General features: G+C 44.6%; 20 protein-coding genes. 13 read left to right on the forward strand and 7 right to left on the reverse strand.

The genetic code is table 11. The annotated features are described in order from the left end of the window. The first annotated feature begins 96 nt into the window (after positions 1–96). A complete protein-coding gene (dnaN, locus tag QUA23_RS10790) occupies positions 97–1,236 on the forward strand; it encodes a DNA polymerase III subunit beta (RefSeq protein WP_333075980.1) in 1,140 nt (379 codons plus the stop codon). A 130-nt stretch (positions 1,237–1,366) separates the two neighbouring features. On the opposite strand, the gene QUA23_RS10795 is transcribed toward dnaN, so the two are convergent. Further along, positions 1,367–2,806 carry a HAMP domain-containing sensor histidine kinase gene (locus QUA23_RS10795; protein WP_333075979.1) on the reverse strand — a complete coding sequence of 480 codons (1,440 nt, stop codon included), beginning with the start codon at positions 2,804–2,806 and terminating at the stop codon, positions 1,367–1,369. A 1,003-nt stretch (positions 2,807–3,809) separates the two neighbouring features. Between QUA23_RS10795 and QUA23_RS10800 the strand changes: the two genes are divergently transcribed. The 8 genes from QUA23_RS10800 to QUA23_RS10835 all read left to right on the forward strand — a co-directional run bounded on the left by QUA23_RS10800 (position 3,810) and on the right by QUA23_RS10835 (position 14,869). Next, positions 3,810–4,889 carry a permease gene (locus tag QUA23_RS10800; protein ID WP_333075978.1) on the forward strand — a complete coding sequence of 360 codons (1,080 nt, stop codon included), beginning with the start codon at positions 3,810–3,812 and terminating at the stop codon, positions 4,887–4,889. Positions 4,890–5,068: 179 nt separating this feature from the next. Further along, complete coding sequence (locus tag QUA23_RS10805) at positions 5,069–5,857, forward strand: TIGR03943 family putative permease subunit (protein ID WP_333075977.1); 789 nt, start codon at positions 5,069–5,071, stop codon at positions 5,855–5,857. Between the two features lie 182 nt (positions 5,858–6,039). Next, positions 6,040–7,416 carry an oligosaccharide flippase family protein gene (locus QUA23_RS10810; protein WP_333075976.1) on the forward strand — a complete coding sequence of 459 codons (1,377 nt, stop codon included), beginning with the start codon at positions 6,040–6,042 and terminating at the stop codon, positions 7,414–7,416. Positions 7,417–7,436: 20 nt separating this feature from the next. Further along, entirely contained in the window at positions 7,437–8,423 is a 987-nt protein-coding gene (locus QUA23_RS10815; protein ID WP_333075975.1) for a hypothetical protein, read from the forward strand. A gap of 480 nt (positions 8,424–8,903) precedes the next feature. Continuing rightward, positions 8,904–10,469, forward strand: coding sequence for a hypothetical protein (locus QUA23_RS10820; protein ID WP_333075974.1), 1,566 nt, complete (start codon positions 8,904–8,906; stop codon positions 10,467–10,469). Positions 10,470–10,739: 270 nt separating this feature from the next. Continuing rightward, the gene (locus QUA23_RS10825; RefSeq protein ID WP_333059077.1) at positions 10,740–11,306 is read left to right on the forward strand and encodes a hypothetical protein; all 567 of its coding nucleotides are present in this window, start codon (positions 10,740–10,742) and stop codon (positions 11,304–11,306) included. 722 nt (positions 11,307–12,028) lie between these two features. Next, positions 12,029–13,384, forward strand: coding sequence for an ATP-binding protein (locus QUA23_RS10830; protein WP_333093872.1), 1,356 nt, complete (start codon positions 12,029–12,031; stop codon positions 13,382–13,384). 108 nt (positions 13,385–13,492) lie between these two features. Further along, the gene (locus QUA23_RS10835; protein WP_333075972.1) at positions 13,493–14,869 is read left to right on the forward strand and encodes an ATP-binding protein; all 1,377 of its coding nucleotides are present in this window, start codon (positions 13,493–13,495) and stop codon (positions 14,867–14,869) included. A gap of 162 nt (positions 14,870–15,031) precedes the next feature. Here the strand turns inward: QUA23_RS10835 and QUA23_RS10840 are convergent, their stop codons facing one another. Beyond that, on the reverse strand, positions 15,032–15,811 hold the full coding sequence (locus tag QUA23_RS10840) for an ion transporter (RefSeq protein ID WP_333075970.1): 780 nt from the start codon (positions 15,809–15,811) through the stop codon (positions 15,032–15,034). A 46-nt stretch (positions 15,812–15,857) separates the two neighbouring features. Between QUA23_RS10840 and QUA23_RS10845 the strand changes: the two genes are divergently transcribed. The 3 genes from QUA23_RS10845 to QUA23_RS10855 all read left to right on the forward strand — a co-directional run bounded on the left by QUA23_RS10845 (position 15,858) and on the right by QUA23_RS10855 (position 18,813). After that, positions 15,858–17,594: a pentapeptide repeat-containing protein gene (locus QUA23_RS10845; protein WP_333075969.1), complete on the forward strand. Its 1,737-nt coding sequence runs from the start codon at positions 15,858–15,860 to the stop codon at positions 17,592–17,594. Between the two features lie 277 nt (positions 17,595–17,871). Next, positions 17,872–18,393: a hypothetical protein gene (locus QUA23_RS10850; protein WP_333075967.1), complete on the forward strand. Its 522-nt coding sequence runs from the start codon at positions 17,872–17,874 to the stop codon at positions 18,391–18,393. 75 nt (positions 18,394–18,468) lie between these two features. Then, on the forward strand, positions 18,469–18,813 hold the full coding sequence (locus tag QUA23_RS10855; protein WP_333075965.1) for an NAD(P)H-quinone oxidoreductase subunit M: 345 nt from the start codon (positions 18,469–18,471) through the stop codon (positions 18,811–18,813). A gap of 215 nt (positions 18,814–19,028) precedes the next feature. Here QUA23_RS10855 and QUA23_RS10860 read toward each other — a convergent pair whose 3' ends face one another. Continuing rightward, positions 19,029–19,385: a hypothetical protein gene (locus tag QUA23_RS10860; RefSeq protein ID WP_333075964.1), complete on the reverse strand. Its 357-nt coding sequence runs from the start codon at positions 19,383–19,385 to the stop codon at positions 19,029–19,031. Positions 19,386–20,587: 1,202 nt separating this feature from the next. Between QUA23_RS10860 and QUA23_RS10865 the strand changes: the two genes are divergently transcribed. Beyond that, complete coding sequence (locus QUA23_RS10865; protein WP_333075963.1) at positions 20,588–22,969, forward strand: protein phosphatase 2C domain-containing protein; 2,382 nt, start codon at positions 20,588–20,590, stop codon at positions 22,967–22,969. A 182-nt stretch (positions 22,970–23,151) separates the two neighbouring features. Here QUA23_RS10865 and QUA23_RS10870 read toward each other — a convergent pair whose 3' ends face one another. The 4 genes from QUA23_RS10870 to QUA23_RS10885 form a co-directional block, all read right to left on the reverse strand. Then, positions 23,152–23,847 (reverse strand): CsgG/HfaB family protein, encoded by a 696-nt coding sequence (locus QUA23_RS10870; RefSeq protein ID WP_333075962.1) that lies wholly within the window; start codon positions 23,845–23,847, stop codon positions 23,152–23,154. 207 nt (positions 23,848–24,054) lie between these two features. Further along, the gene (locus tag QUA23_RS10875) at positions 24,055–24,420 is read right to left on the reverse strand and encodes a DUF1823 family protein (RefSeq protein WP_333075961.1); all 366 of its coding nucleotides are present in this window, start codon (positions 24,418–24,420) and stop codon (positions 24,055–24,057) included. Between the two features lie 148 nt (positions 24,421–24,568). Continuing rightward, on the reverse strand, positions 24,569–25,600 hold the full coding sequence (gene gap / locus QUA23_RS10880; RefSeq protein ID WP_333075959.1) for a type I glyceraldehyde-3-phosphate dehydrogenase: 1,032 nt from the start codon (positions 25,598–25,600) through the stop codon (positions 24,569–24,571). 493 nt (positions 25,601–26,093) lie between these two features. Continuing rightward, positions 26,094–26,405, reverse strand: a complete 312-nt coding sequence (locus tag QUA23_RS10885; RefSeq protein WP_223300725.1) for a P-II family nitrogen regulator — start codon at positions 26,403–26,405, stop codon at positions 26,094–26,096.

The following is a 26,405-nucleotide window of genomic DNA, read 5'->3' on the forward strand; positions in this document are numbered from 1 at the left end:
CCCATGGTTAACCCCTACACACAGAAAAACCGACCCACTGGCTTTCTGTGATACGATTTGTTTCTGTTTCAAATCCGGTTAATTAACCTTCGTACCATGAAATTGGTTTGCACCCAAAGTGACCTCAACGCCAACCTCTCGTTGGTAAGTCGGGCCGTTCCCTCCCGCCCGACACATCCGGTACTCGCCAACGTGCTCTTAGTAGCGGATGAGGAAAATCAGCGGGTTAGCTTGACAGCTTTCGATCTCAGTTTGGGCATTCGTACCAGCTTCGCAGCAGAAGTAACAGGCGGCGGCAGTTTTACCATACCCGCTAAATTACTCAACGATATTGTTTCGAGACTCCCGGATGGAGAGATTACTTTAGAAGACGAAGCCGGAGACACCGTAGCATATCTCACTTGCAGTTCTGGTAGCTACCAAGTTAGAGGCATGGGCCCGGAAGAATTCCCAGAATTGCCCGCCATCGAAGCCGGAACAATCCTCAAATTGCCACCGGAAGCCTTGATAGAAGGACTCAAAGGAACTTTATTTGCTACTAGCCCCGACGAGGCAAAACAGGTACTTGCAGGCGTGCATTTAAAAGTATTGCAAGATTGCTTGGAATTTGCAGCTACAGACGGCCACAGATTGGCAGTAGTTCAAACTGCAAATGAAAACGCTGAAGGCGAAGAAACCCAAGAAGAATTTGAGGTGACAGTCCCCGCTAAAGCATTGCGGGAAGTAGAAAGAATGCTGGTGATGCGACAGTGGACTGAACCTGTCACTCTGCATTTCGAACACGGTCAAGTAGTGTTTGAATGGGCAGACCAGCGGCTGACAACCCGCACCTTGGAAGGGCAGTATCCCGCATACCGCCAGTTGATTCCGCCGTCTTTTGAGCGGCAAATTACTTTAGAAAGGCGATCGTTCTTAGCAGCAGTAGAAAGAATTGCCGTGTTTGCAGACCAAAAAAATAATATTCTCAAATGCAGCATCGACGAGGAGAATCAGGAAATTACTTTGTCTGTAGATGCTAAAGATGTCGGCTGTGGTAAAGAGTCAATGCCCGCACAAATTTCTGGAGACAGCATAGATATTGCTTTCAACGTGAAATACTTAATTGACATTTTGAAAACTGCTCAGTCTCCCGAAATTCAACTGCAATTAAACGGTGCTCTTGCGCCTGTAATTTTTCAGCCTTTGGGCGGAGTCAATGCTACATTCTTGGTGATGCCAGTTCAGCTTCGAGCGTAAAAGTAGCGTAACAGTAGGGTGCGCAATGCGCACCTTATCTAAATCCGTGTATCCGTGTCCTGCATTCCCTCTTCCATCCATTCGTTACTATCCCTTACATCCGTTACACTCATCGGTTGCCGGACTTCCTTCAAATCAACGGCAACAAAATTTCAAATTCAGTACCTGTACCGGGAGTAGAATGCAAATTTAACTTGCCTTTATGCTTTTCCGTAACAATTTGATGGGTAATTGCCAACCCCAAACCAGTACCTTTCCCAGCGGGTTTAGTGGTGAAAAATGTCTCAAAAATCCGCCGTTGAATTTCTGGCGGAATTCCCGGTCCGTTATCGGCAATTCTGATTGCTATCCAAGCGTTATTTTGATTTTTTGCCCCTGCTTCTGGGCAGAAGTCGCCGTTTTGGCTGGCGGATGATAGCGGTTTTGCATTTTGTCGATCGCCCATAACATAATTTTGAATTAATTCCGAATTTACGCAGTCTCCGTCACAACTGTCTATTACCTCGGTTTCAATAGTAATTGCAGGCATAAAACCTTTTTCTTCTTTTACCTCTTCCAAAGCGTCGATTGCATTGCTGATAATATTCATAAATACCTGGCTCAACTGACCAGAGTAGCACTTGACCAAAGGCAAATCTCCATAGCTTTTAACTACTTCAATTCCGTACTTGAGACGGTTTTTCATAATTAGCAGCGTACTGTCAATACATTCGTGGATGTTAGCTTGTTTCAAATGGGTTTCGTCCATGTGAGAAAAGGTGTGCAGGCTGGTGACGAGTTCGACCAGCCTCTGCGATGAAACTTTCATACTTTTGAGAATTTCTACCCAATCTTCTTGCAAAAAATCAAATTCTATGTGTTTTTTGAGTTGGTCAATTTTTTCGCTGTTACCCACAATGTGTTCGTAAGCAGACAGCAACTCCATGATGTCTTTCGAGTAGTTAGACAAAAAGCCTAGATTTCCGCTGATGCAGGTGACGGGATTTCTAATTTCGTGGGCGACTCCAGCTACCATCTGTCCCAAACTCGCTAGTTTTTCGGTTTGAATTAGTTGAGATTGAGTTTGCTGCCTCAGCAATTTTGTTGCTAGTTCATGAATATTGGACTGTGCTACTAACAGTTCGTGCACGTCTAGCAAACTATAAGTTTGAGGTGACAATTGAACCACAATCGGTTCGTAAAGCAGTTCTTTCGATCGCAGCAGCGACTTCCTGGCTGCATCCACGATTAAAGTATTGCTGGGAAAAATTAAACTCTCAGTTTCGGCAAAGCGGTACAAAGCCCTCACTGGTCGCTTTAAAAATAATTCTCGCCCAAAAGGACGGCTGATAAATTCTAAAAATCTCCGCCGGGAAATCATGCCGGCAAATTCACCTTGATGGGTCACAATGACTCCCGGTAACAGCGGATTAGCTTCTAACATCTGAGAAATTCGCATTCCCCAATCCGTAGCTTCTACCTGAAAATCGTACAGCGACAATTGTTGGAGAGTAGAGTTTAAACAAAGTTCTCCTAGGTCAGCCTCGGAGATGGGTTGGACTGGTCTTTCTACGCAGGAGGTATTCAACATAAATTCATCAGTACGCTTTTTTGGGGTTCTATTTGCTAGCAGACATTCAGCTACCAAAGGTCAGCAGGTGAGTTGCTGAGTGCTTTGACCGGCATCTCCTGGCAAACTGCATTTTAAATTACACAAAAAACTGACTGTAGTAAGAAAAATTTTACCACTTAAAGTATTAGGCAATATTAAGTATCACCGATATAAATGCGCCCTGGCTAGGCCTGACTTTATTTTATACTGACTTGAGGGGTATTAACGCTTGGTTCGACTATTTAATTATTCATTAACCTGGAATTCTGGTCTTAACCTATTTTTAATAATAAGGTTACATTTTTCCAAAATATAATAAAGTGACAATAGAGGAAAATCGGAATTGCCCGATCGCCCGCCTAGCGGTCGAATGTACCCGTGGGTGCGCGTCCCTGAGTTTTAGGTCGCACCATAACCGCGATGGTGTCCCCCCCCACAAGCTACGGCCTTTGATACTGAAGACAACGGAGGACACGGCAATGCCGTTTCCCTACCCCAAAATAATCACTTTTTTTTCGATGAAAGCTCTAACCATCGGCTGCCGATTAATTGTAGGGAAACGGCCAGGCGCGGTGTCCTGACTGTGGGTAATATCAATTCCGATGCCACCGAATTAGATATCAGGTAGAAAAATTGAGTGTAATTCAAACAACTTTAACCATTCCAAATCATTCACAAGCTAGCATTGATTAAATTATAAACTCTACCAATTCCAGTCAAGAAAAGGCTTTATTAAATTTAAAAATTAATCATATACCATGGTGAAAAGTAGGGACGGATATATATTGTACGCCATATTTATAGAGAAACGGTACGGCCGTGTCCTTACCAGGCTCTGCGACTTTTAATGATGGCTATAAGATAGAGGATTGTAAGAAAAAATTTTCAACTGAATTTTAACTTAGTGCTGTGCTTTGGTATGATCGACAGGGGGTTCTGCCAAAGACGTGTAACTAAATAGCAATTTACCAGTAGGTGATCGATGCAACCCGCCCTCACGAATCAGTTAAACAATGCTTTTACCCTTTTTCTCAGCTTGTTAGTAGAAGCAATACCTTTTCTGCTGCTGGGAGTTTTATTCTCAGGTTTGCTGCTGGGGTTTGTAGACGAACGCAAACTCGTATCCCGCATCCCGCGAAACCCGCTACTGGGGGCTTTGATGGGCAGTTCGATCGGCTTTTTGTTTCCCGTGTGCGAGTGCGGTAACGTGCCCGTAGCCCGCAGGCTACTGATGCAGGGAGTGCCCGCACCAGCCGCGATCGGCTTTTTGCTTGCGGCCCCCACCATCAACCCCGTGGTAATTTGGGCGACTTGGACAGCATTTCGCGATCAGCCAGAAATTGTAGTTTTGCGGGTGGTATTTTCCCTAGTCACAGCCACAATTATCGGCTGGGTGTTCAGCACCCAAAAAGACTTGCGACCTCTGCTGCAACCTGCTGTAGCCCGCGCTATCCCTCTACCAAAACCAGAGTTTTCCGAACAAGAGCTCGTCCAAGCCAACACTCCGCTGCTGTTGCAGTCGGGAACTTTTATGCTCGGTCAGCCGGGGGGGGCGGTGCCGATCGAATCTTTGCTACAAGACGACTGGAAGCCATTACAAACAGGCCAAACAGAAAAAACCTCGAAACGTTCCTCGATGTTCCACCGCGTTTCTAAAGAGCGTCTGCGCCTGCTTTTAGATACTATGGTACAGGAGTTGCGCGAATTGGGAGGAGTGTTGGTAATCGGAAGTGCGATCGCAGCCATCATTCAAGTTGGCGCACCCCGCGAACTAATTCTCAACCTCGGCCAAGGGCCCGTTTCCTCAATTCTCGCCATGCTGCTATTAGCCGCAGTCGTATCCATTTGTTCTACAGTAGATGCCTTTTTTGCCCTATCTTTTGCTTCCACATTTACCAGCGGTTCGCTGTTAGCCTTTCTCGTTTTCGGCCCGATGATTGACCTCAAAGGCATAGGTTTAATGCTGTCAATTTTTAAAAGTCGAGCCGTAGTTTACATAATTGTCTTGGCAGCTCAGTTAACCTTTTTAATGACCCTCGGTGTTAACTTGCATTTAGGTTAATAAATTAGATATGACATATAAATAATACCCGTTGCGATTTTCAAGTACATTGATTCACGACGGTACTCACGGATATACGGATAGCTGTTTTTTCAATCTTTTTTCTTCCTTATTTCCTCTTATTATTTCTTTTTCTTCCTTCAAAGTCCCTCTTCCCAATTCTCAATGACTCTTACAAAATGAATCTTAAAAAAATTAGCCCCTGGCTGGACGCCCTAGCTATCTTAGCGTGGGGAATACTGCTCCTCAAATATTGGATTACAGGCAAATTAAGCATTCTCATTCACCCCAATTACTTTGGCTTGACTTTAGCGGGAGGAATCGGCTTAATGGTTATTGGCGGGTTAAAAACTTGGGAGCTCGTAAAACTCGATCGCACCACAAAGCAATCGCGAACATCACCAGCAAATAACTCTCTCAGAATTACAGAAGTTGAACACGTTACTTTGTTTCCCCCCAGCATCGGCAGTACCTTAATGTTAAGCGTCGCATTAATCGGTTTACTAACAACGCCACGCACTTTTACCAGCCAGACAGCATTAGAACGAGGCCTCACTGAATCCCTGCCAATCACCAGACTGCAACCCCAAGAATTTCGCAATACTACAAAACCCGAACAGCGATCGCTCGTCGAATGGGTGCGACTGTTAAATTTCAATCCAGAGCCCGATACATACAGAGGTCAAAAAGTCAAAGTTCAAGGATTTGTAATTCACCCCCCCAACATAGCAGAACAATATATGTGGATCGGGCGTTTTATCATTACCTGCTGCGCGGCCGACGCCTATCCGATCGGGTTGCCGGTAAAATTACTGATCGGTCAAAGCCGCACCACCTTTGCCCCAGATAGTTGGCTAGAAATAGAAGGAGAAACGATCGTAGAAGAACTCCAAGGCAAGCGCAAATTAATCATTCAAGCATCCTCCCTCCAACCAATTCCCGAACCCAAAAATCCTTATGATTATTAGGTATGGAGGAAGTATGAGATTCTATTTTACATTTATTTCGAGATGGGCACTGAGAACCCCTTCTCCGTATACAAATAAAGATACTGTACAGTCAGCTATAAAAGTGGCAGCAGCATCCTGTAGGAGTTGCAAATAACAAATTCAGCAACTACACTCGTAATTAGGAAATAAATTCTGAGTATATGTCATCCGAAAAAAAATTAGCTATCAAAGGTGCTGTTTGGACGATCGCAAGTTATGGAAGCAGTCAAATTATCCGATTTGGTAGCAACCTAATCCTGACGCGCCTGCTTTTGCCTGAATTATTTGGTCTAATGGGTCTAGCCTACGTTTTCATCGTAGGCATTAACTTATTCACAGACATAGGTCTGGGCCCAAGTATCATTCAAAACAAGCGCGGGGACGAGCCTCAATTTCTCAACACTGCTTGGACAATGCAAGTTATTCGCAGCTTGTTTGTCTGGTTGTGTTTAATTCTAATAACTTGGCCAGTTACTCAATTCTATGAAGAACCCCGTCTGATGTGGTTGATTCCAGCCCTAAGTATAAATACCCTAATAGGAGGGTTTAAATCGACTTCCGTATCCACCCTAGAACGCAAAATGAGCGTTAAGGAAGTAGTGCTTTTTGAGTTGGGTACACAGATAATTTCTACTACAGTGATGATTGTGTGGGCTTTCTTCGATCGCAGCATCTGGGCGATCGTTGTAGGCGGCTGGACTGGAGCTGTAGTGGAGTTAGTATGGAGCCATTTTTTGATTCCCGGCAAGTCAAACCGCTTTGCTTGGGATAAAGAAGCAGTAAAAGAAATATTTTCTTATGGCAAATGGATATTTTTGTCTACGATTTTATTTTTTCTGTGTTCTCAAGCCGATCGACTCATTCTCGGCAAAATATTTACTTTAACAATGTTGGGCATTTACGGCATCGCTTTTACCCTGGGAGATATGCCGCGCCAAGTCATCATCGCCATTAGTGGCCGGGTGATTTTTCCCTCGATTTCTATGCTAGCCACGTTGCCGCGGCAGGAGTTGCGCGCCAAGATCCTGAACAACCGCAAGTTAATTCTAATACCATTAGCCGTAGGTTTAGCAATTTTTGTGAGCTTTGGCGATCAGTTAATTTTAATACTCTATCGGAAAGAGTATACGGCGGCTTCTTGGATGATGCCAATCTTGGCTTTAGGTATCTGGCACACCACCTTGCACAATATGATGGGTTCTTGTCTGTTAGCCGTAGGAAAGTCTCAGTACGCAGCTATGGGTAATCTGCTGACTTTTGTGAATCTATGTATAACTATACCGCTGGGATACCACTTAAAAGGTAATTTAGGTGCTGTGATTGCTGTAGCTCTCGGCGACCTTCCTACCTATGCAGTAACTAACTACGGTTTGTGGAAAGAAGGACTAACTTGTTTTTGGCAGGATATTCAATTAACAGGGCTGTTTATAGGCGTGCTAGCCACTCTAATTTGGTGTAGAGTGGCTTTTGATTTTGGTCTGCCAATCGATAAAATATCACCGATGGATTTAATTCCCATCAATCAACTGTTTAAGTAAAGGAAAAGGAGATTGTCTATATGTCAGCCGAACCCAATACAAGAAGAAAAGTAATTCACTTTATCTTTTTACAAATTGCTCTGTTTCAAGAAATATTGCGAGTGGCCAGGAGGTATGCTAAACTGATGTTCTTTTATCAAAGAAATCATATTATAAATTTATTTAAACAAATCGAACAATCCGAAAAAGAACGTCCCAAAGTCTTTGCTGCTGTCGCACACATTACATCAGTTGAAGAATCTAACAATCCAGAAAAAGGCGCAGAAAAAATAGAGAGACTCAGGCACACAATAGATGGACTGTTGACGAGTTTTGCTCATTGCGACCTGAGTATTGCTATCCAAACTCTACCGAACAGGCACGTTACAGCCTACTTACCTGAATATCAAATTAAGTGCATTCAGATACAAGAAGGCCCTGAATGCGATCCCATGTTTGTAGAGTTTAGGCTTCAGGAAGAATTTGTCGAAAGAGTAGAAAAATTTGACTGGTTTTTATTCATAGAAGATGACATTGTTTTGTATGATGCTTTCATTCTAGAAAAATTACAAAAATTTAACCTACAAAGCGGGTATGAGAATGCTATTCTTTACCCAAACCGTTTTGAAATGTATCAAGGAACCAAGAGATATATTGATTTGACAATAGATTCGCAGCTATCATGGAATCAGCTATCTAGTGTAAATATAGAGGGTGTAAAATTTGCTGAGTTTAGCAATCCTCATTCAGCATTTTACTGTTTGTCAAGAAAGCAGATGAAAGAGTGGATGAAATCAGGTCGCCTCTTTAAAAATCAAGTAGTGAATGTCGGGCCTTTAGAGAGTGCAGCGACTTTTTGTATTTTGGAATGTTTCTCAATCTATAAGCCTCACCCGTCAAACTTAAACTATTTTGAGGTCAGACATTACGATAGCAAATATTCTAAGCTATATCCCGCACCAGAATCGCCATATACACTGTCAGCAGTTAATAATATTTCCAACCCCCTAATCGTCAAGGATTCGTGAAAGGTATCTAAGTAGGGGTCATGATTATTAGGAGGATGGGTAGAGCGCCAGGGTTAACTCTCAACCTATAAAAGAATTAGCGATTTGAGATTTGAGATTAAATCTCAAATCTCAAATCGCTAATATTCCTGGACGCAAATGGCACAATTGTAGGGTGATCTACTGTCCTCAAAGCCTCTCTCCATCGAGCAATTTTTAGCTCTGAGGCATCCTAAAAGGTAAAACTCAAATTTCACATCTCCACTCGGTTGATACTGTTGAAAGTGCCGCAGACTCCACGGATTTAAGATCGTGAGTTTAATTCAGTCCTGGAGGCATCAACACTTTCAGAAATCGAGTTAGCGCTGAACATACTTCGTTGCAGCCCTTCTCGCTGGTAAAAAAAACGTTCCCAAGGGTCGGAAGTACGCCCAAGACAGTAAAATTTAAGAGGGAAAATTTGGCAGTTGATTTTCAGCAGAAAGTAGGAGAGAAAGATTTGTGAGTATTTTTAAGAAAAAAATTAATCCTTCACCCTTCGCTAATCTGCCATTCAAACAGCCGATCGACCGCACGGCCATCTTCCTCATGCTAGTGCTGAGCGTCTTAATCGGACTGCTGCTGCTGAGCGGCGATCGCACAGCACCCAGAGTGCGAGAATTTACCTGGGAAAACAAACAAATCGGCGCCGAAGATACCGGCTTTATCCTCACATTCTTTCGGCCGATGAACCAATCCACCGTCGAGGAAAACTTAAAGCTAGAACCCCCCCTCCCCGGTAAATTTAGTTGGGCTGGAAGACGCATGGCTTACACCCTCAAAGATCCAGCACCCTACGGCGTTACCTACACAGTCAAACTCGCCGGAGCAACCGACAAGTATTTCGGAGAAAAAAACCAAAACAAAGGAACGCCGATGCAACCGTTTAGCAGTTCCTTTCGCAGCCGCGATCGAGCTTTTGCTTACATCGGTGTCCAAGGCGAAACAGAAAGCAGATTAATGCTAGTCAATCTCACCAGCAGCGAATCGAAACCGATAGCGCTGACTCCCAAAGATTTAGTCGTTACCGATTTTAAACCGTATCCCGACAGCGATCGCATTTTATTCTCAGCCACAGATCGATCGATCGCCCGTACTCGCGGCACTCTAAATCAAGAACTATTCACAGTCACCACCGGCCTCAACCCCCAATCGGGCTCAGGAACTAAACAAAAATATCCAGCCGGTAGAATCGACAAAATCTTAGACTCCAAAGATTACCAAAACCTCAAATTCGACCTCTCAGCCGACGGAAAAATCATAGTTGTCCAGCGCGTCAACCGCAGCAATCCCGGCGATTTCAGTCCTTGGATTTTGGAAGAAAAAGTACCGCCCAGACCCTTGGAAAATGAACAAGGCGGAGATTTTATGATTCGCCCCGACAGCAAATCGATGGTAATATCTCAAAAACAAGGATTAGCGATCGTCCCCCTCAAACCAGAAGCAGACCCAGTAGAATTTTTGCCAAAATACGAACAAGTATTGGGGATGGCCCGGGACAACTCTGCCGCCGCCTATGTTAAATACAACAGCGACTTTACTCGATCGCTTTTCATCTTAGATAACCAAGGTGTAGAACAAGAAATATTGCGTATTCCCGGCAGCATTATGGCCGTTTATTTCGACCCCCGCAAAAACCAAGACAACCAAGTTCAGCGTCTCTACTGTTTGTTAGCCCAACGCCTCAAAACAGAAAGCTACAAAGAACAGCCTTTCATCGCCACCATCGACCTCAAAAAAGAAGGTACTCGTTTGGTAGGAACCATCAAACCGCTGCTGATTTTGCCCAACCAATTAGATACCCAAATCAGTTTATCTCCCGACGGGCTGGCATTAATTTTCGACCAATCAATCACAGCAGCAACTCCCTCAGCAGCAGACAGTCCCCGCAACGATAGCGGACAGTCGATCGCCACCAGTCGCCTCTGGCTGCTACCCTTAGTAGAAATACCCGCAGACGGTTCTCCCCCAAAACTACAGCCAGAAGAACTTCCCTTTGCCGGCTATCACCCCCGGTGGCTCCCCTAAATCGATTTTAGATTTTAGATTTTAGATTTTAGATTGACCGATATTGGTAAATATCAATAGGTTAAGGTGCGCCCATAAACACTAAGCGTTGAAATATGCGTGGTGCACAGCCTACTTCTACTAAATTGATTTGAAATTTGAAATTTGAGATTTTTGATTTGAAATTGAGTTGATACTAAGCCATACTGGTAAATATTACAAACTTTTGAAACGAACTCACCAGCCTGCAATTTCACATCTCAAACCTCAAACCTAAAATCTAAAATTCTCATGACTCCCGAAGAAATTAGCAATACCCTTAAAGACTTATTTGGTGACAGTGTTGAGATGCCTGCTGCCACTTCTTGGCAAGTAGAAACGCCCAATTTTCGCCTGTTAGTCCTCCTTTCTGAAGACGGGAGTTGGCTGCGGATTTTGCTGCCGATCGCCGATGCCCAGGAAGCTCAACCATTTCTTGATAAACTGCTAGAAGCTAACTTTGACACCACCCTCGAAACTCGCTACGCCTTACATCAAAACGTTTTGTGGGGAGTATTTCAGCACAGTTGTGCCACACTCGCGGCCGCAGATTTCTCGGCAGCCGTCGCCCGAGTGCTGGCTTTGCAAGAGCGAGGTTTGTCCGACTTTTTCGGCGGTTTGATAGAAAGCCGCATCCGTCAAATCATCAAAGCTGCGAAGGCGCAGGGACAGTCTGTGGAAACTACCCTTCAGACTTTAGACCGTTTCTACGCAGAAGGATTGATGGGTGAAATGGAACTAGGGCGAGAGTCTCGCGAAAATACTCTCGCGGCTTGGCGGTATCAGCTAGAACGCCTCTGGCCGGAGGTGGAACCCTAAGACGATTTGAGACGGCAGATGGCAGATGGCAGATGGCAGATGGCAAAAAACTGACTACCATCGAGGTTGGAAGTTGCCTAAAGTTGCATTTCTTTTGAGTGGTATGGCAACCACCAATACGGTTAGAACGTTCTTAATTGCACAAACCCTTGCGGAACATTGCTTCTTCCTTCTCTCGCGACGATAACTAAAGCCTTCCATCCGTTACATTCGGTTACATCTGAAGAAAGCGAATCCGTGGCCGAACTTCTTTCTGCTGTACAATCTGCCGATTGTTGCCTGGCCCCCAGTCTTGACGATACCGTTGGAACCTCAAGCCCCTTGGACGATGGCTGATCCGGGCCATCCAACCCTCGAAGGATACCCGTATATTCACTGATAAGCCGCTGGCGGTTCTCCAATTCCCTTCTATCACTAGAAAAATGGTATAATTTATCACAATAATTAATTATAAATATTAAAAATTTTCGGAAAACACGCGATCGCAGGTATATCATGGTAAAAAGTTTACAGATGAACTCCGTAATATCCACAAAAGCTTCGATCGTTTAACATTGATTGAGAAACAAAACCTTTAGCACACAATGCTAGTGTAATCGGGTTAGGCTACCGGGTACTATTCTAATTTAACAAACTAGCAACTACCCTCTTCCAATTACCCATTACCAATTAATAGCAACTTAAGTTATCCATCTATACAACATTTAACAGGGGTTTCATCTATGTTTGCTGTGCGTGAGACTAGCTCGGAGTTATCAGTGTTGCATATACCTGAAATTTGTACTTGGAACATCTCCTTAGAATCAACTCTCGTAGACCTGCCCCTCTACAACTGCCAAATTGAATTAACTCAACAGGCAAAAGAAGTAGCCCAGGCTTTTGAAAAAAATTCCATGCTTCCCGGCGTTATTTTGACAGAGGGGGGTAATTTTGTCGGCATAATATCCAGGCGTCTATTTTTTGAAAAAGTTAACCGCCGCTACGGATTAGAAATGTTTTTCAAGCGACCAATAGAGGTATTATACAAGTTTTCTAAGCCAGAGCCGCTGATACTTCCCGGCAGTAAATTAATAGTAGAAGCCGCCGAGGAATCGCTTTACAGGTCAGGAGAATTAATTTACGAACCTGTAGTAGTGGAAGTAGCGCCTCAGAGCTACAAACTCTTAGACGTACACCAATTAATGGTTGCTCAATCAAGAATTCATCAATTAACAAATAAGTTGCTCCACAAACAAACCCAAGCCAAACTCATCCAAACAGAAAAAATGGCTAGTTTGGGGAGAATTGTAGCAGAAGTAGCCCATGAAATCAGAAATCCGCTGAACTGTATTTGGGGAAATTTAACTTTTCTGCTGTCGTATTTTGAACACTTGCTTCAGCTCATGTCGGTTTATGAAGAAGAATATTCGGAACCATGTCCCCGAATTGACGCTCTCAAAGAAGAAATTGAATTTGATTTTTTACAAGAAGATTTACCTATCACCTTAGAAGGGATGGAGTTGGGGGCATCGCAATTGCTAAAAATAGTTAACGGGCTGCACCACTTCTCTCATATGGACGAGACAAAACCAGTGGAGACAGACATTCACGAATGCGTGGAGATGACGCTATTAATTTTGAAAAACCGCTTTAAAAATAGCATAGCAGTGGTTAAAAATTACGGCGAACTGCCGCTAGTAAGCGGCTATTCCGGTCAGTTGAGTCAGGTGTTTTTGAATTTGTTAGTTAATGCTCTAGACGCCCTGACAGAGTACGCAGCCGTTCGAGAAATGCACACCCAGTGCCCGGACAACTGGCAGCCCCAAATCGAAATTACCACTAAAGTCATAGAAACCGAACACGGCAAGCGGGTGGCAATTTGCATTGCCGATAACGGGCCCGGCATTCCTCCAGAAAATCACCAGCAGATATTTGACACCTTTTTTACCACTAAACCAGCAGGCAAAGGCAGCGGTATGGGGCTGGCTATCTGCAATCAAATCGTCACAGAAAAGCACGGCGGCCAACTCAAATTGCGATCGCAACCAGGTAAGAACACTGAATTTGAAATTCTCCTGCCTATAGTTGGCACAACATGATTAACTCAAGAATATTCTCGGTTGTTCGCTCCTGCGTTGAAGTGATAGGCTAGCTTAGTAGTAGGTTCTCAATTCACTTTCCCAGCGTTTCGGCAACTAAAAGTTCCAGTGGCAAATAAATTCAGTTCTAAACTCATTAGCCCTTCACTCTCCGAAGGCAGCCATCAAGACCTTTCCCTAGAGTCTACCCTCTGGGATTTGCCCCTGTATGACTTTCAGGTTAAATCGAGCTGCTTGGCCGTGGCAGTTGCCGAAATGTTTGAACAGCATCCCCTAGTGCCGGGAGTCGTCTTGATGGAAGCAGGAGAGTTTGCGGGCATGATATCCCGCAGGCAACTGCTGGAATATTTGCTCAAACCCCAAGGTCCCGAGCTATTTTTGCACCTGCCACTAAAAGTTCTCTACAGTTACGCTCGCGTCGAAATATTATTAGTCCCAGAGAGTACAACCATTTTGGCAGCAGCTCCCCAAGCTCTGCGTCGATCGCCCGAATTGCAGTCAGAACCAATCGTCGTCCAAATAGACTCCCAATCTTACCGACTGTTAGACCCTAATGCACTAAACATCGCCTACTGGCAAATTCGTGGCATAGAAACTCAAGTCCGCTACGAAAGAGCTCAAACTCAAATGATTCAAAGCGAAAAAATGGCTAGTTTAGGGCGTTTAGTCAACGGAGTAGCCCACGAAATTTTAGATCCGGTAGGCTTTATCTGGGGGAATTTAACTTACGTAAGCGACTACAGCAAAAACTTGATGGAATTGCTCTCAGTTTACGACGCATACTGTACTGACCCCCCGCCGGAAATAGCACGGCTCAAGGAAGAGATCGACTATGACTTTTTGCAAAACGATTTCCTCCGAACTGTTGCCAGCATCAAATCAGGAGCGGAACGTTTGAGCAAGCTGGCAAGCAGTTTGCAAAACTTTTGCCACATAGACGATGTTTATCCCAAACCAACCGACTTGCACGCCAACATAGACAGCATACTTTTGCTGCTCAAAAGTCGTTTGACCAGGGAAATCCAAGTAGTGAAAAACTACGGCTACCTGCCACCAGTGCCATGCTATGCAGGACAGCTAAACCAAGTATTTATGAATATCTTAACCAATGCTATTCATACATTAATTAATGAAGCAGTCGGTCAAGAATTGGCGAAAGAGTTCAAAGGTGGAGGACTCAGAGACGGCGATCGCCAGCCTAAAATTGAAATCACAACTCAAGTCTGCTGTCCCGAACCTGCGCCGGATTTAGATAAACTTCATGTTCGCTGGGTTTCGATTTGCATAGCCGATAACGGGCCAGGAATGTCACCTAGCAAGTACAAAAAAATTATAGAATCATTTTCTACGGAAAAACGCGCCCTCAAAGAAACCAGTTTAGCAGTTAGCTATCAAATAGTGACGGGCAAACACGGCGGTGCATTCAGAATGCGATCGGAGTTAGGCAGCGGCACTGAATTTGAAATTTTGTTACCCTTGGCTTAAAGAAGGAAGAGGGAAGAAGGAAGAGGGAAGAGGGAAGAAGGAAGAGGGAAGAGGGAAGAGGGAAGAAGTTACAGTGTATTCCTGATTTATGAAGTATAGGACACGGCAATGCCGTCTCCCTACCGATTATCTTTACTGCACTCAACAGTCAACAGTCAACAGTCAACCATTATCTAATTGACTGCCGCACATTTTACAAAATCTAGCATTAGCATCGTGTACAGACCAACCGCAACCTTTACAAACAGCTTCTCCGTGATTAGCACTTTTAACTAATTGTTTAATCAAATCCCCCAATTGCCAAGGAATCAGAGCAATTCCTGTCAAAATCATCAAAATAGTCAGAAAACGACCGGATTCCGAAATCGGGGTAACATCGCCAAATCCCACCGTGGTCATCGTGACAACCGAGAAATAAACAGCATCCAAAAAAGTTCCAAAACTTTCGGGATTTGCCGGATGTTCGACTTGATAAATCAAACCAGAATAAACAAAAATTATTGCCAGCAAAGTAAACAAAATCCGAGCAAAAATTACCCCATCTTCGCTACTGATGCGGAAAATAGAAATTTTTAATTCCAGAAAGCGGATAAGTCGGAGAATTCTAAACCAGCGAAAAATTCGGATAAAACTAACGTTGACAAATCCCAGCAAAAATGGTAATATTGCCAGCAAATCAATAATTGAAAAAAAACTAAAAATAAATTTAACTCGATTTTCTGCACACCATAGTCGCAATAAATACTCAACTACAAAAACAACTAAAAGCGCTGTATCGAGAGTTTGCAAATTAATTCTAACAGTTTCCGAAATCGGGTAAGTTTCCGCGATGAAGCTGGTCGAAGATAGGAGAATTAGTCCGGTAAGAGTTAAATTGACGGTTCTGCCAATTGGGGTTTCGATGTCTTCGAGATAAAATCCAATTTGCGATCTGGTTAACATAGATGAGATAATTAATACCATTTATGAGGTAAGGGAATTATCGCATATGAGTATCGAATTAACTAAGGGTGAAAGATTCAATCTTTCTAAAGAAACTCCTAATTTCAGTAAAATTGCGATCGCCCTGGGGTGGCAAGTCAGCCAGACAGCCCAAAACTGCGACATTGACGCATCAGTTTTTATGTTAGCGGCGGACGGTCGCATTCCCGATGAAAAGTATTTTGTATTTTACAACAATCTGACATCCCCCGACGGTGCGGTGCGACATTCAGGAGATAGCAGGAATGGACAAATTGAGGGAGATGATGAGACGGTTTATCTGGATTTGAGCAAAATCAATGCGGCGATTCAGGAAATTGTGTTTGTGGTGACTATTCACGACGGACAGGAAAAAAATCAAAGTTTTAGTCAAGTTGAAAATGCTTTTATCCGGCTTTACAATTCAGAGACTCTTAGCGAATTGGTTCGGTACAATTTAAATCAGATTTTTTCCCAAGAAACGGCTTTAGAATTTGGACGGTTGTATAAGAAGAATGGCGAATGGAGGTTTCAGGCGGTTGGACAGGGATATAATGCTGGGTTGCAAAGTTTTGTAGATAAGTATTATGTTGAGAATGCGGTTGAGAAAAGCGCGAATGTTGGTGAGAAGGTTGATGATGCTGAGGTTGTGAGGCGGTTTAGCGAGCGGGTGGACCAGCTATTGCGGGAAGAGGCGATCGATCAGACACTGATTCCAGTATCTAGGGAAGCGGTAAAACAGCCAGTTGCTACTTCTGTAAATGCGGATACTGTGGAATCTGATGCTGACAAAATAACTGATGATTCTAGTCAAAAAAGTCAAGAAGCTGCTGTTACTGCTGAGGAATTTTGGAAACGGTATAAAGACGGAGAACGCGACTTTACAGGGATTAACCTAGCGGGAGTGGATCTAAGTGGCAAAACTCTCGACTCTAATGTCAGTTTAAGTCAAGCAAACCTGAGCAGCGCCAATCTAGCAAATGCCAAATTGACTGGGGTAAATTTGATTGGAGCTAACTTGCAAGGCGCGAACTTGAACTCAACAAACTTGCAAAACGCTGATTTGATTGAAGTTAATTTAAGTGGAGCTAACTTAACCAAGGCAATATTGTATTCTGCAAGACTAATTCAGGCTAATTTTAGTCAAGCCAACTTAAGCGAAGCAAAGTTAGATAGCGCAAACCTGACTACAGCAAACCTCAGTAGAGCTAACTTAACTCAGGCAAGTCTAAGTAGTGCTAACCTGACAGGATCAGATTTAAGTCAATCGAAGGTAACTAAAGTCAATCTTAGTGGTGCAAACCTTAGTGGTGTTAACTTAACAGGGGTAAGTTTGACAGGGGCAAACCTTCAAGGAGTGAACCTTAGTGGCATGAATTTGAGTGGGGTAAATTTGACAGGTACAAATCTAAGTTATGCCAAGTTGATTGGGATTAACTTAAGTGGAGCAAGTTTGAGTGGGGCAAACTGTTTAGGCGCTAACTTGGATGGTGCTAACCTCACAGGGGTAAATTTGATTGGGGTAAACTTACAGAGCGTTAATCTGAGCGGGCAAAACTTGAGTGGGTTTAATCTCTCTGGGGTTAACCTAAATGGAGCAAACTTAAGTAAAGCAGACTTAACTTCTGTAAACTTGTGCGGGGCAAATTTAAGTTCTGCAAACTTAGAGAAAACTAACCTGAAAGATGCCAAATTGGTGGGAGCAAATATGGAAAAGGCAAAACTCGCCGGTGCAATTATGCCAGATGGCACAATTCACGAATGATTTCGATCGCCAATATTAAACAGCAAGGTGGGCAATGTGTTGGTGTCAATTTAACCGAAATTCCGCCAGGGAATGAATTCCCTGGCTAATAGCTTAAGTCCTCTTCAGAGGACTAATGAGTTCTTCAGTCCTCATAGCGAGGACTTTTGCTATGAGGCAGGGGTTTAAACCCCTGGCGGACTGAGGGAAATAGCGTTAAATTGACACCAATGGTGTGCATCGCCCTCCATAAAAATAAAGTATGATGAGTGTGAAATATCAAATACATAGATTGTAGATGAATGAATCTGACACAGAAATTATAGAATCGACCCTCAGATGGATGACGGAGTTTGTCGAGCTACCGCATCCAGTTTTCAGCGATTTACCGATTTGTCCCTTCGCTAAAAAGGCACGCTTGGCTAATCAAATTTTATTCAAAATCGAGCGGTTTTCAGCGCTGACTGAGTTCGATCGCGATTCTGCCATAATGAAATCAATTTATGAATTTTACAATTCGGAATTTGAAATCATGGTAGTAATTAATCCCGAAAAAACAGCAATTAGTGCGCCAGAAACTAAAGAATTGATAGACAAACTCAATAATCAGATTTCAGAGTTGGGCTTGCTGGCTTTTCACATCCATCCCGAAGAAGATTTTAATATTGACGGGCTTCATACTAGGAGAATGCCGTATCCGGGCTTCACCGTTCAAGTAAATTCTAAGCTGAAGCCAGCTTCCGATGCTTTAGAGAAAACTGAATATTACAAAAATTGGACTGTCGAACAACTAAAATATTTCGGGATTCCGAGAAATTGACGATCGCCCGCCCTCCCCGCGCATCTCTCAGCCCTTACAATTAAGTCAGCAAAAAATCTTTACACATAAGAACTCATGCAGCTCAAGTCAACAACCCGCCATATTCGCATATACACCGCTATCCTCGAAGACAACGAACTCGTACCCAGCAACGACCTTTTGACCCTCGACATTGACCCAGATAACGAACTTAACTGGAACGACGAGTCAGTCAAACAGGTACAGGCCAAATTCGACCAACTCGTAGACGCTTACGAGGGCGAAGACTTGACCGAGTACAACCTCCGCCGTATCGGTTCTGAGTTGGAACACTTGGTACGATCGCTCTTACAAAAAGGCCAAATCAGCTACAATCTCAACAGCCGCGCTGTTAACTACAGCATGGGATTGCCTCAAGTTGATGCCAAAATTAACCTGTAAGGGCGATCGGGCGATCGGCATTTATGTCAACTTAAGATTGAAACCCATAATAAAGGTCGCTTGTAGCTGAGTTTCGATCCCTCCTACTCCTTTTAATCAGGGGAGTACGGGGGGAAAAGAGGGTTCTGTTTCGTCTCTCGCTTTCGGGCTTGAGGGGAATTTAGACTTGGATACCGAGGAAAGGTGGAGATGGGGAGAATTGAAAAAAGCTGCTTTTATTCTTCTTCCTGCTTGTTTCTGACTCCTGACTCCTGACTCCCGGCTTCTTCCTTCTTCCCACTGGCCTCGGATTTCTCCCGCGCCTTCCCAGCATCAACCGGAGAATGTGGAACGCGATCGCGTTCCAAAAACTGTTTAACTGCCAGTTGGCGGTTGGTCATAAACTGACCCCAAGCGCCGGGAAACAGCCCATCCAAGGTTTCCACCAGCGCCCAAACCTCAAGATTCATCACTTTGTAATAAAAACTGTGAGAATGTTGAATGCTAGTGAGTATTTCGTCTATTTCAACTGCAGGCAGTAGCTTCGGATCGGGCAAATTCTTGGAAAAGGCGCTGGGTTCATGTGGGGGCATGGTTAAATACTCAACAGCTTGCAGAGGCCGGTCAGTCGATTTGAGATTTGAGATTTGAGATTTGAGATTGACTCCACAGATGGATCTGCGGGCTTGAACTAATATCTAATTTTTTTGGCTCACCACCACTCCTGTCGGGGGCTTGCATCCGTCAGTAGATGTGAGATGTTAGATTGTAGATTTTATACTTTAGATGGACTCCACAGATGAATCTGGGGGCTTTTATCCGTCTTTGGGCCAGGTTAAATTTAACTTTACTTGCGAAAATCGGGCACGAGGCAATTAACACCCTTGGCGAGAAAACCGAGAATTGATATTTATTTATACCTGTCGGGTCAGGTGATTTCTACCTAGCTGCATCATACCATTATAGTTAGTCTAAAATCTTAATTCCCTTGAGTGCTGCGATTTTTTCGGAAACTGCCACTGTCAGGAATATGCTGAAAACAGCGTGCTTTCAAGCCGAGGACTTGGGCGTCGCGCGATCGTCTAACCCTGAAAGCTCATAGCAAGATTCATCCGGCCGTCAACAAAATGGTAAACTATTCGTGTCAGTACAAGACATTAAAACCTACCCCTAGACTGGGGGAAAGTCACGCCTAAAATATTGTCAGGAGTTGGACTAAACAGCAAAAAAATTTACTAAAGTTAGTCATACTTAACTTGACTGGTTAACCTTTGTGGGTGGTAGAATTAGAGCGATGCCAAAAACCAAGGCTTAATTATCTGGGAGAGTAAACCGAGCGTGCAAGTCAAAACTGACCAGCCTGTCACAAGGTCGAACGGGAGTCCGCGTTTCGTTAAATAGGTTGAAAATATTGGATGACTCACGGCTAAAATCTTCAACTAAAATTAATTCGATTAGGGTGGGCTACACCCGAATTAACGCCTGTGGACAAGAAGGAGCCGACTCCCTTGGGTGAAGCAGGAAGCAGACCCTTCAGGAGCAATCCCGATTGAATGGTGAGACTTAAATAAGTTTAGCCAAGTTTTGTGTAGCAGATATCACTACGCACACAACAGTGGAAACGTGGTGATTCCGGGAACCTGAAAAATCAGGATATTAGGACTGCGAAGTCTTAAGAATCTGCGTCTGTTGAGAAAGCGGGAGTGTCAAATAATCGCCACGTATCAACCCGTCGAGGTTCAATCGCTAAAATAGTTCAGATCAGCACGCTTGCCCAAAGGCGTCAGGAACCCTTATGCAAAACTCTGTGGCAAAACACTACTTATGGGCTTTAGGTGAAGGGATCAAAGGGTGTAAGCCAGGCGATCTGATCGCTGGTCGCTACTTGGTCAAGCGCGATCGACTTCTTGTCGATACTCAACCCGAACACTTGCCGGAACTGCCCGATGAGATTCCGAGTGTTGTCACTCCTTATCTGAGACTGTTTGCCTATCAGTTGCACGTACCTCAAGTATACGGCCTGGTATCGTCCAAGATGAGCAAGCTATCGGGAGATATTTGGCTACTGGAAAACGGGCCGATTTTGAAAGTGACGGAATCTTTAATGCCGGAATTGGCGGACTCCTGGAAAGGATCGGCAGCGATGCGGCAGCTCAATTGGCTGTGGCAAATTGCCCAGTTGTGGCAGCCGTGTATCGCTCAGGGCGTGGCTTCCACGCTGCTGACTCCGGAACTGCTGCGGGTGGAAGGGCAATTGGTGCGGTTTCTGGAATTGCAGCCCGATCGCAAACCGCCTCATTTGTCGCAGTTGGGCAAATTGTGGCAGCAGTGGCTTGAAGATGCTCACCCGGCTATTGCTAATTTTTTGAGGCAACTTTGCCAGCAAATGGTTGCCGGTCAAGTGCGCCACGGCGAACAATTGATGGGCCAGTTGGATAAAGCTTTGGCAAAGTGCGGCCGATATTACGATCGTCACGTTGAAATTGCCACGGGCACAGATGTAGGCAGATCCCGGGCTCACAACGAAGATGCTTGCTATCCGCCCAGCGGTACGCTGTTCGCAGGAAGCCCAGGTGCGGAAGCTTGCGCGATCGTCTGCGACGGTATCGGTGGACAAGATGGTGGCGAAGTCGCTTCGGAAGAAGCGATTGGTGTGCTGCGCGACAAGTTGCAGCAAATGCCCCTGCATCAGGCTAATTGGGACCCGTTGAGCCTGACTTCCAAGCTGGAACGGGCAGCTTGTGCTGCTAACGACAAGATAGCCAGTCGCAACGACAGCGAACACCGCCAAGGCCGCCAGCGGATGGGAACTACGCTAGTTATGGCTTTAGCCCACATTCACGAGCTCTACGTCGCCCACGTCGGAGACAGTCGGGCTTACTGGATTACCCGCACAGGCTGCTATCAAGTTACTCTCGATGATAATGTGGCTTGTCGCGAGGTGCGTTTGGGCTACTCTCTCTACCGGGATGCTTTGGAACAAGTGGCCGCCGGAGCTCTGATTCAAGCTTTGGGGATTACTTCGTCGAACACTTTGCACCCGACTGTGCAGCGTTTTCCGGTGGATGAAGACTGCGTTTTGCTGCTGTGTTCCGACGGTTTGAGTGATAAAGACCGGGTTGAGGAATGTTGGGAAGCGGAGATTTTGCCAATTCTCGACGGTAGCATTAATTTGGCTAAGGCGCGCGATCGACTGATTGAGATTGCTAATACTAGAAACGGTCACGATAACGTCACTGTTGCTTTAATTCACTGTCAAGCACATTTGAGGGAAGACGGCAATACTTTGACAGAACTGTCTGTCGCACCTTTAGATACGCCGATCGAACTAATTTCCGACAGCGAGGATATGCCAACGGATTTGAATGGGCCCACAAGCCTTGGCGATGGGAATTCTGAAGGAAAAACGCAGTTGTTACAGTCGGACAAAAGCAAAAGCCCATTTTCGCTGCTGCTGAAAATTTTATTTTTATTAGGCTTGGGGGGTGTATTTGCTTATTTTTTCATCCCTCCGGTGGGTCGCGCGATCGATACTGCCGGGGAGTCGATTTTTGGCAAAGGCGGTTTAATTAATCCTGGAAGCAAGCCAGAAAAAACTGTTGAATCTGTACCTTCTCCGGTCAAATCTTTAGAAATCGGCTCGTTTATAGAGATTAAAAGTTCTGGGGCTGGGGAAGTGGAAAAAGAGAGCGATCGCTTGGATTTGCGAGTTGCAATCGGTGAGTTGACTGTCAAAGGAACAGTCCCAGTCGGCAGCGTTTTGCAGGTGACAAACAAACAGCTTACACCTCAAGGCAATTGGCTGGAATTAAAAGTTTGTTCGATTCCTGAAATAGTGCCATCGAACTCTCCCAAACCCGAGTCAAATAAAGATTTTTCTACAGTTTCAAAACCGGCACAGAATCCATCTCCCGCTGTGACAACTCCCTCGCCTTCCCCGACAGTTAAGCCAACAGTTGAAGTAGAAAGCGCCAAGCTGCCTCCCGGTGTGACAACTCCCTCGCCTTCCCCGGCAGTTAAGCCAACAGTTGAAGTAGAAAGCGCCAAGCTGCAACCGGGGGAAATCGGATGGATTCAAGAACAAGCTGGCGTTTCTAAAGTAGTCTCTAACCTAACCTTAAACCCAACTCAAAAGGGAAAATGCGTTGATGCTGCCTCAAGTCCCAATGCTAATTAAACTACTAATGCTTGAGTATGTTGAGCGAAATGGATAGAGTTTAGTATAAAGGAAAATGCAGATTCCTAAACAAAACTAATATTAACGGGTACAATTGCAGCTCAAGGATATGAAAAATTTTTAGATTTTAGATTGGAAAGTTAACAATTACCAATCTAAAATCTAAAAATTTTTCAAAATTTCTAACCTAATTTCTTAGATACCTCTGCCAGTTTAGTCACCATTTGGGATACGGCTTTGTCAACTGCCGCGCTCAAAAGTGAGTCTTCATTGCTGCTGCCAGAATTGCCGCCAATACCCCTAACGGAAATATTAGAATCGCTTTGATCCGCTTCTCCAACTGCTTTTGCGGTGGCAAGAATATCTCCCGAAGCTGTACCGATTAACCGCACATCTATTTGAACGGTAGCTTTGGTTTTTTGTGAACCGGCACCGATTCCCATGAAACTGCCGCCGCCGGATTGTTTGTCGATATTAAACTTGGTAATGGTGCCGATGAGCACGGCGTCAACTCCTAATTGTTTGCCAATTTCGGCTGCTGTGCCGGCATCCATCGCGCCGCTGCGATTTTGCTGTTTGAGCACTTGTTCGAGTTTGCTACGATCGACTACTGTATAAGTGCCGTTGTTGACGAGTTCGTTGATTAACAGTTCGCTGATGCCTTTGGCCGCGCCTACTCCTCTGTAGGAAGTGTAATAGCTGTTGGTGGTGCCGTAGTCGAAGTCCATGACGACGAGGCGCTTTTTGGCAGTCGCTTGGGCGAGTTGGGGTAGGGGTGGGGTGGTGGCTGGTGTGGCGGTCGCATTGACTGAAACGCCTGCTAGCATTAGGGTAGCCAGGGAAATGCTGGTTAAGCGAGATATAGTGATTGTTTTCATAAAGCTTTCCTCACAGTTGTTTTGTGCCGACTCTAGGATACTTTACGGAACAGCCCGATGTCAGGGTTAGGGGTGAGGAGGTTGGAATTGGTGATTTGTAGTCTTTTTTGACTTTCAAGAGGCTTAATTTTTGTTAATGAACCGCAGAGCACGCAGAGGAGACAGACTAAAGGTGGCAACAACCGCACAGCCATCCAAAAATTCCTCTTACGCCCCAGATTCCATAAAACCCATCAACCAATTAGCCATCGTCGCCCTGCGAGTCTGTCGGGGTCCGAATTCCCCAATTTTATAGCCTTTAAAGCCCAATTTTTCCTTCAGCAACTGCTTGTTTTCTGGAGGAGTCGATCGAGTCAATTTCACCGTCGCCGGCCTAGAATCGATAAAATCCGGCGGTTCCGGGTACTCTTGACGCCACTCGGGTGCAACCCCTGCACTGTTCCACTTGCCAGTCTCGGCATCGCAGCGGTAGCCCAGATACTGCCAAACTAGCTGATTGACAGCACCATCGTCGATTTCTTCGTTGAGAATAGCCCAAATAGTTTCGTTATTCAGCGGTGGTAATTCAGACATGAGCGCGATCGAATCGGAAATAAAAAAAGTTCAACTCACATTAGATAACATTATCAGGAACGGGCATCTTGCGCGTTCCACAAAAATTCATAGGAATTGGTGTGTGGGGTGGACACGCTTGCCAGCCCAAAATGCCACCCCAAAAAAATTAATTATTCAAAATTCCATCTTTCTCGGCCATAGACAGCATTAAGTCTATCACGCGACTAGAATAACCCCACTCGTTGTCGTACCAAGAAACAACTTTGAAAAACTTAGAATTCAGTTCAATTCCCGCACCTGCATCGAAAATGCTCGATCGCGCGTCGCCCTGAAAATCTGTCGAAACCACCGCATCCTCAGTATATCCCAGAATGCCTTTGAGTTCGCCCTCCGAAGCTTTTTTCATTGCTTCACAAATTTCTTTATAGCTAGTTTCCTTCGCCGTTTTGAAAGTAAGGTCAACTACAGACACGTCGGGAGTTGGCACCCGCAAAGCCATTCCAGTCAATTTTCCTTTCAATTCTGGCAACACCAAAGTAACAGCTTTTGCTGCACCTGTGGAAGATGGAATAATATTTTGAGCCGCACCGCGTCCTCCCCGCCAATCTTTTTGGCTGGGCCCGTCTACAGTTGGTTGAGTAGCTGTCATCGCGTGAACTGTAGTCATTAAACCTTCTTCCAAACCGAAGTTATCGTTAATTACTTTGGCAATTGGTGCTAAACAATTCGTCGTACAGCTAGCATTAGAAACAACCGTATCTTTTGCCGGGTCAAATTTGTGGTGGTTGACGCCTACTAGAAAAGTTGGAACTTTTTCCGGGTCTTTTGTGGGTGCTGAAAGTATTACTCGTTTTGCTCCCGCCGTCAAGTGTTTTGATGCGCCTTCAAAATCTGTAAACAATCCGGTAGATTCTACAACATAGTCTGCACTCGTTTTATCCCAAGGCAATTCTGCCGGATTTCTAATCGCTGTGCAGGGTATAAAATTTCCGTCAATGACAATGCCGTCTGGTTTGCTTTCCACTTCGCCGTCGTAGATGCCGTGGGTAGAGTCGTATTTGAAAAGATAAGCCAGGTTGTCTGGCGAAACTAAGTCGTTAATGCCGACAAATTCGATGTTGGGGTTTTTGATGCCGGCACGCATGACTAGCCGTCCGATGCGACCAAATCCGTTGATGCCGACTTTTAATGCAGCCATGTTTAAACTCCTATTGAAAATATCGTTAGTCGATCGGGCGTTAGCGAAGCCCGCCCCTACGGGGGCTACGCCAACGAAGAGGATCGCCTGTTGTGGCTTAGAATTTACCACGCTAACGGATTTTTGCAACTGATTCTTTTCTATCTCTTAAGAATTCTGAATTCTGCCCCTGCTGGGAAGGGCAATTAATCGTGAAATAACCGCTGACTAATGGCTAATGGCTGCTTTTTGTCAAATTGTAAAAGTGCTATAATAGACAGAAATTATTTTCAAAATTGCCTTTTTTAAATCAGGCTAAAGTAATAATAAAAAACTTATCCAAAAGCCGAAACGGATTGGTCTTATCACCAGTGGCGATTGTCGGAACCAAAGCCTAAGATGAAAGTTGCCTATTCGCTCAAGGACACGGAATTGCCGTGTCCCTAAACATATGGCGTAGAATCTATGTGTAGCTCAAATTTGCCGAATTGGTATAATCACTAATAACTAATGACTACCCGACGCATCTAGTAATTAGCAATTCCACCGCATCTGAAATAAAACACGACCCACCAAATTTATTGAGCACTGGTCTAATGTTTTCTGCAACTGCTGAAACTTGAGCTGGTGAACAAAAAGCAAGCACATAAATGTTATCCAGCGCCGTCATTGATGAATCACGGGAAACGTGATCCCTAGTGCTTTTTCCAGCGACATCACGGATCACCGAATAACCGGGTACGCCAGCTTTGTCTAAACCGTCTAAAATCTTGCCGAGTTCGACTGAGTGGGCTATGATTTCTACTCTTTTGACTGACTCCATCAT

This window comes from Microcoleus sp. Pol1C5, assembly GCF_036701115.1.
In the GTDB taxonomy this organism is placed as follows: Bacteria; Cyanobacteriota; Cyanobacteriia; order Cyanobacteriales; family Microcoleaceae; genus Microcoleus.

What these genes read in the sequence shown, in the direction of transcription:
- QUA23_RS10850 (WP_333075967.1), top strand. Translation starts at nt 17,872, where the DNA reads ATGAATGAATCTGACACAGAAATTATAGAATCGACCCTCAGATGGATG.
- QUA23_RS10840 (WP_333075970.1), bottom strand. Translation starts at nt 15,811, where the DNA reads ATGTTAACCAGATCGCAAATTGGATTTTATCTCGAAGACATCGAAACC.
- QUA23_RS10855 (WP_333075965.1), top strand. Translation starts at nt 18,469, where the DNA reads ATGCAGCTCAAGTCAACAACCCGCCATATTCGCATATACACCGCTATC.
- QUA23_RS10870 (WP_333075962.1), bottom strand. Translation starts at nt 23,847, where the DNA reads ATGAAAACAATCACTATATCTCGCTTAACCAGCATTTCCCTGGCTACC.
- QUA23_RS10865 (WP_333075963.1), top strand. Translation starts at nt 20,588, where the DNA reads ATGCAAAACTCTGTGGCAAAACACTACTTATGGGCTTTAGGTGAAGGG.
- QUA23_RS10875 (WP_333075961.1), bottom strand. Translation starts at nt 24,420, where the DNA reads ATGTCTGAATTACCACCGCTGAATAACGAAACTATTTGGGCTATTCTC.
- QUA23_RS10795 (WP_333075979.1), bottom strand. Translation starts at nt 2,806, where the DNA reads ATGTTGAATACCTCCTGCGTAGAAAGACCAGTCCAACCCATCTCCGAG.
- QUA23_RS10815 (WP_333075975.1), top strand. Translation starts at nt 7,437, where the DNA reads ATGTCAGCCGAACCCAATACAAGAAGAAAAGTAATTCACTTTATCTTT.
- QUA23_RS10805 (WP_333075977.1), top strand. Translation starts at nt 5,069, where the DNA reads ATGAATCTTAAAAAAATTAGCCCCTGGCTGGACGCCCTAGCTATCTTA.
- QUA23_RS10860 (WP_333075964.1), bottom strand. Translation starts at nt 19,385, where the DNA reads ATGCCCCCACATGAACCCAGCGCCTTTTCCAAGAATTTGCCCGATCCG.
- dnaN (WP_333075980.1), top strand. Translation starts at nt 97, where the DNA reads ATGAAATTGGTTTGCACCCAAAGTGACCTCAACGCCAACCTCTCGTTG.
- QUA23_RS10830 (WP_333093872.1), top strand. Translation starts at nt 12,029, where the DNA reads ATGTTTGCTGTGCGTGAGACTAGCTCGGAGTTATCAGTGTTGCATATA.
- QUA23_RS10845 (WP_333075969.1), top strand. Translation starts at nt 15,858, where the DNA reads ATGAGTATCGAATTAACTAAGGGTGAAAGATTCAATCTTTCTAAAGAA.
- QUA23_RS10800 (WP_333075978.1), top strand. Translation starts at nt 3,810, where the DNA reads ATGCAACCCGCCCTCACGAATCAGTTAAACAATGCTTTTACCCTTTTT.
- QUA23_RS10825 (WP_333059077.1), top strand. Translation starts at nt 10,740, where the DNA reads ATGACTCCCGAAGAAATTAGCAATACCCTTAAAGACTTATTTGGTGAC.
- gap (WP_333075959.1), bottom strand. Translation starts at nt 25,600, where the DNA reads ATGGCTGCATTAAAAGTCGGCATCAACGGATTTGGTCGCATCGGACGG.
- QUA23_RS10810 (WP_333075976.1), top strand. Translation starts at nt 6,040, where the DNA reads ATGTCATCCGAAAAAAAATTAGCTATCAAAGGTGCTGTTTGGACGATC.
- QUA23_RS10885 (WP_223300725.1), bottom strand. Translation starts at nt 26,405, where the DNA reads ATGATGGAGTCAGTCAAAAGAGTAGAAATCATAGCCCACTCAGTCGAA.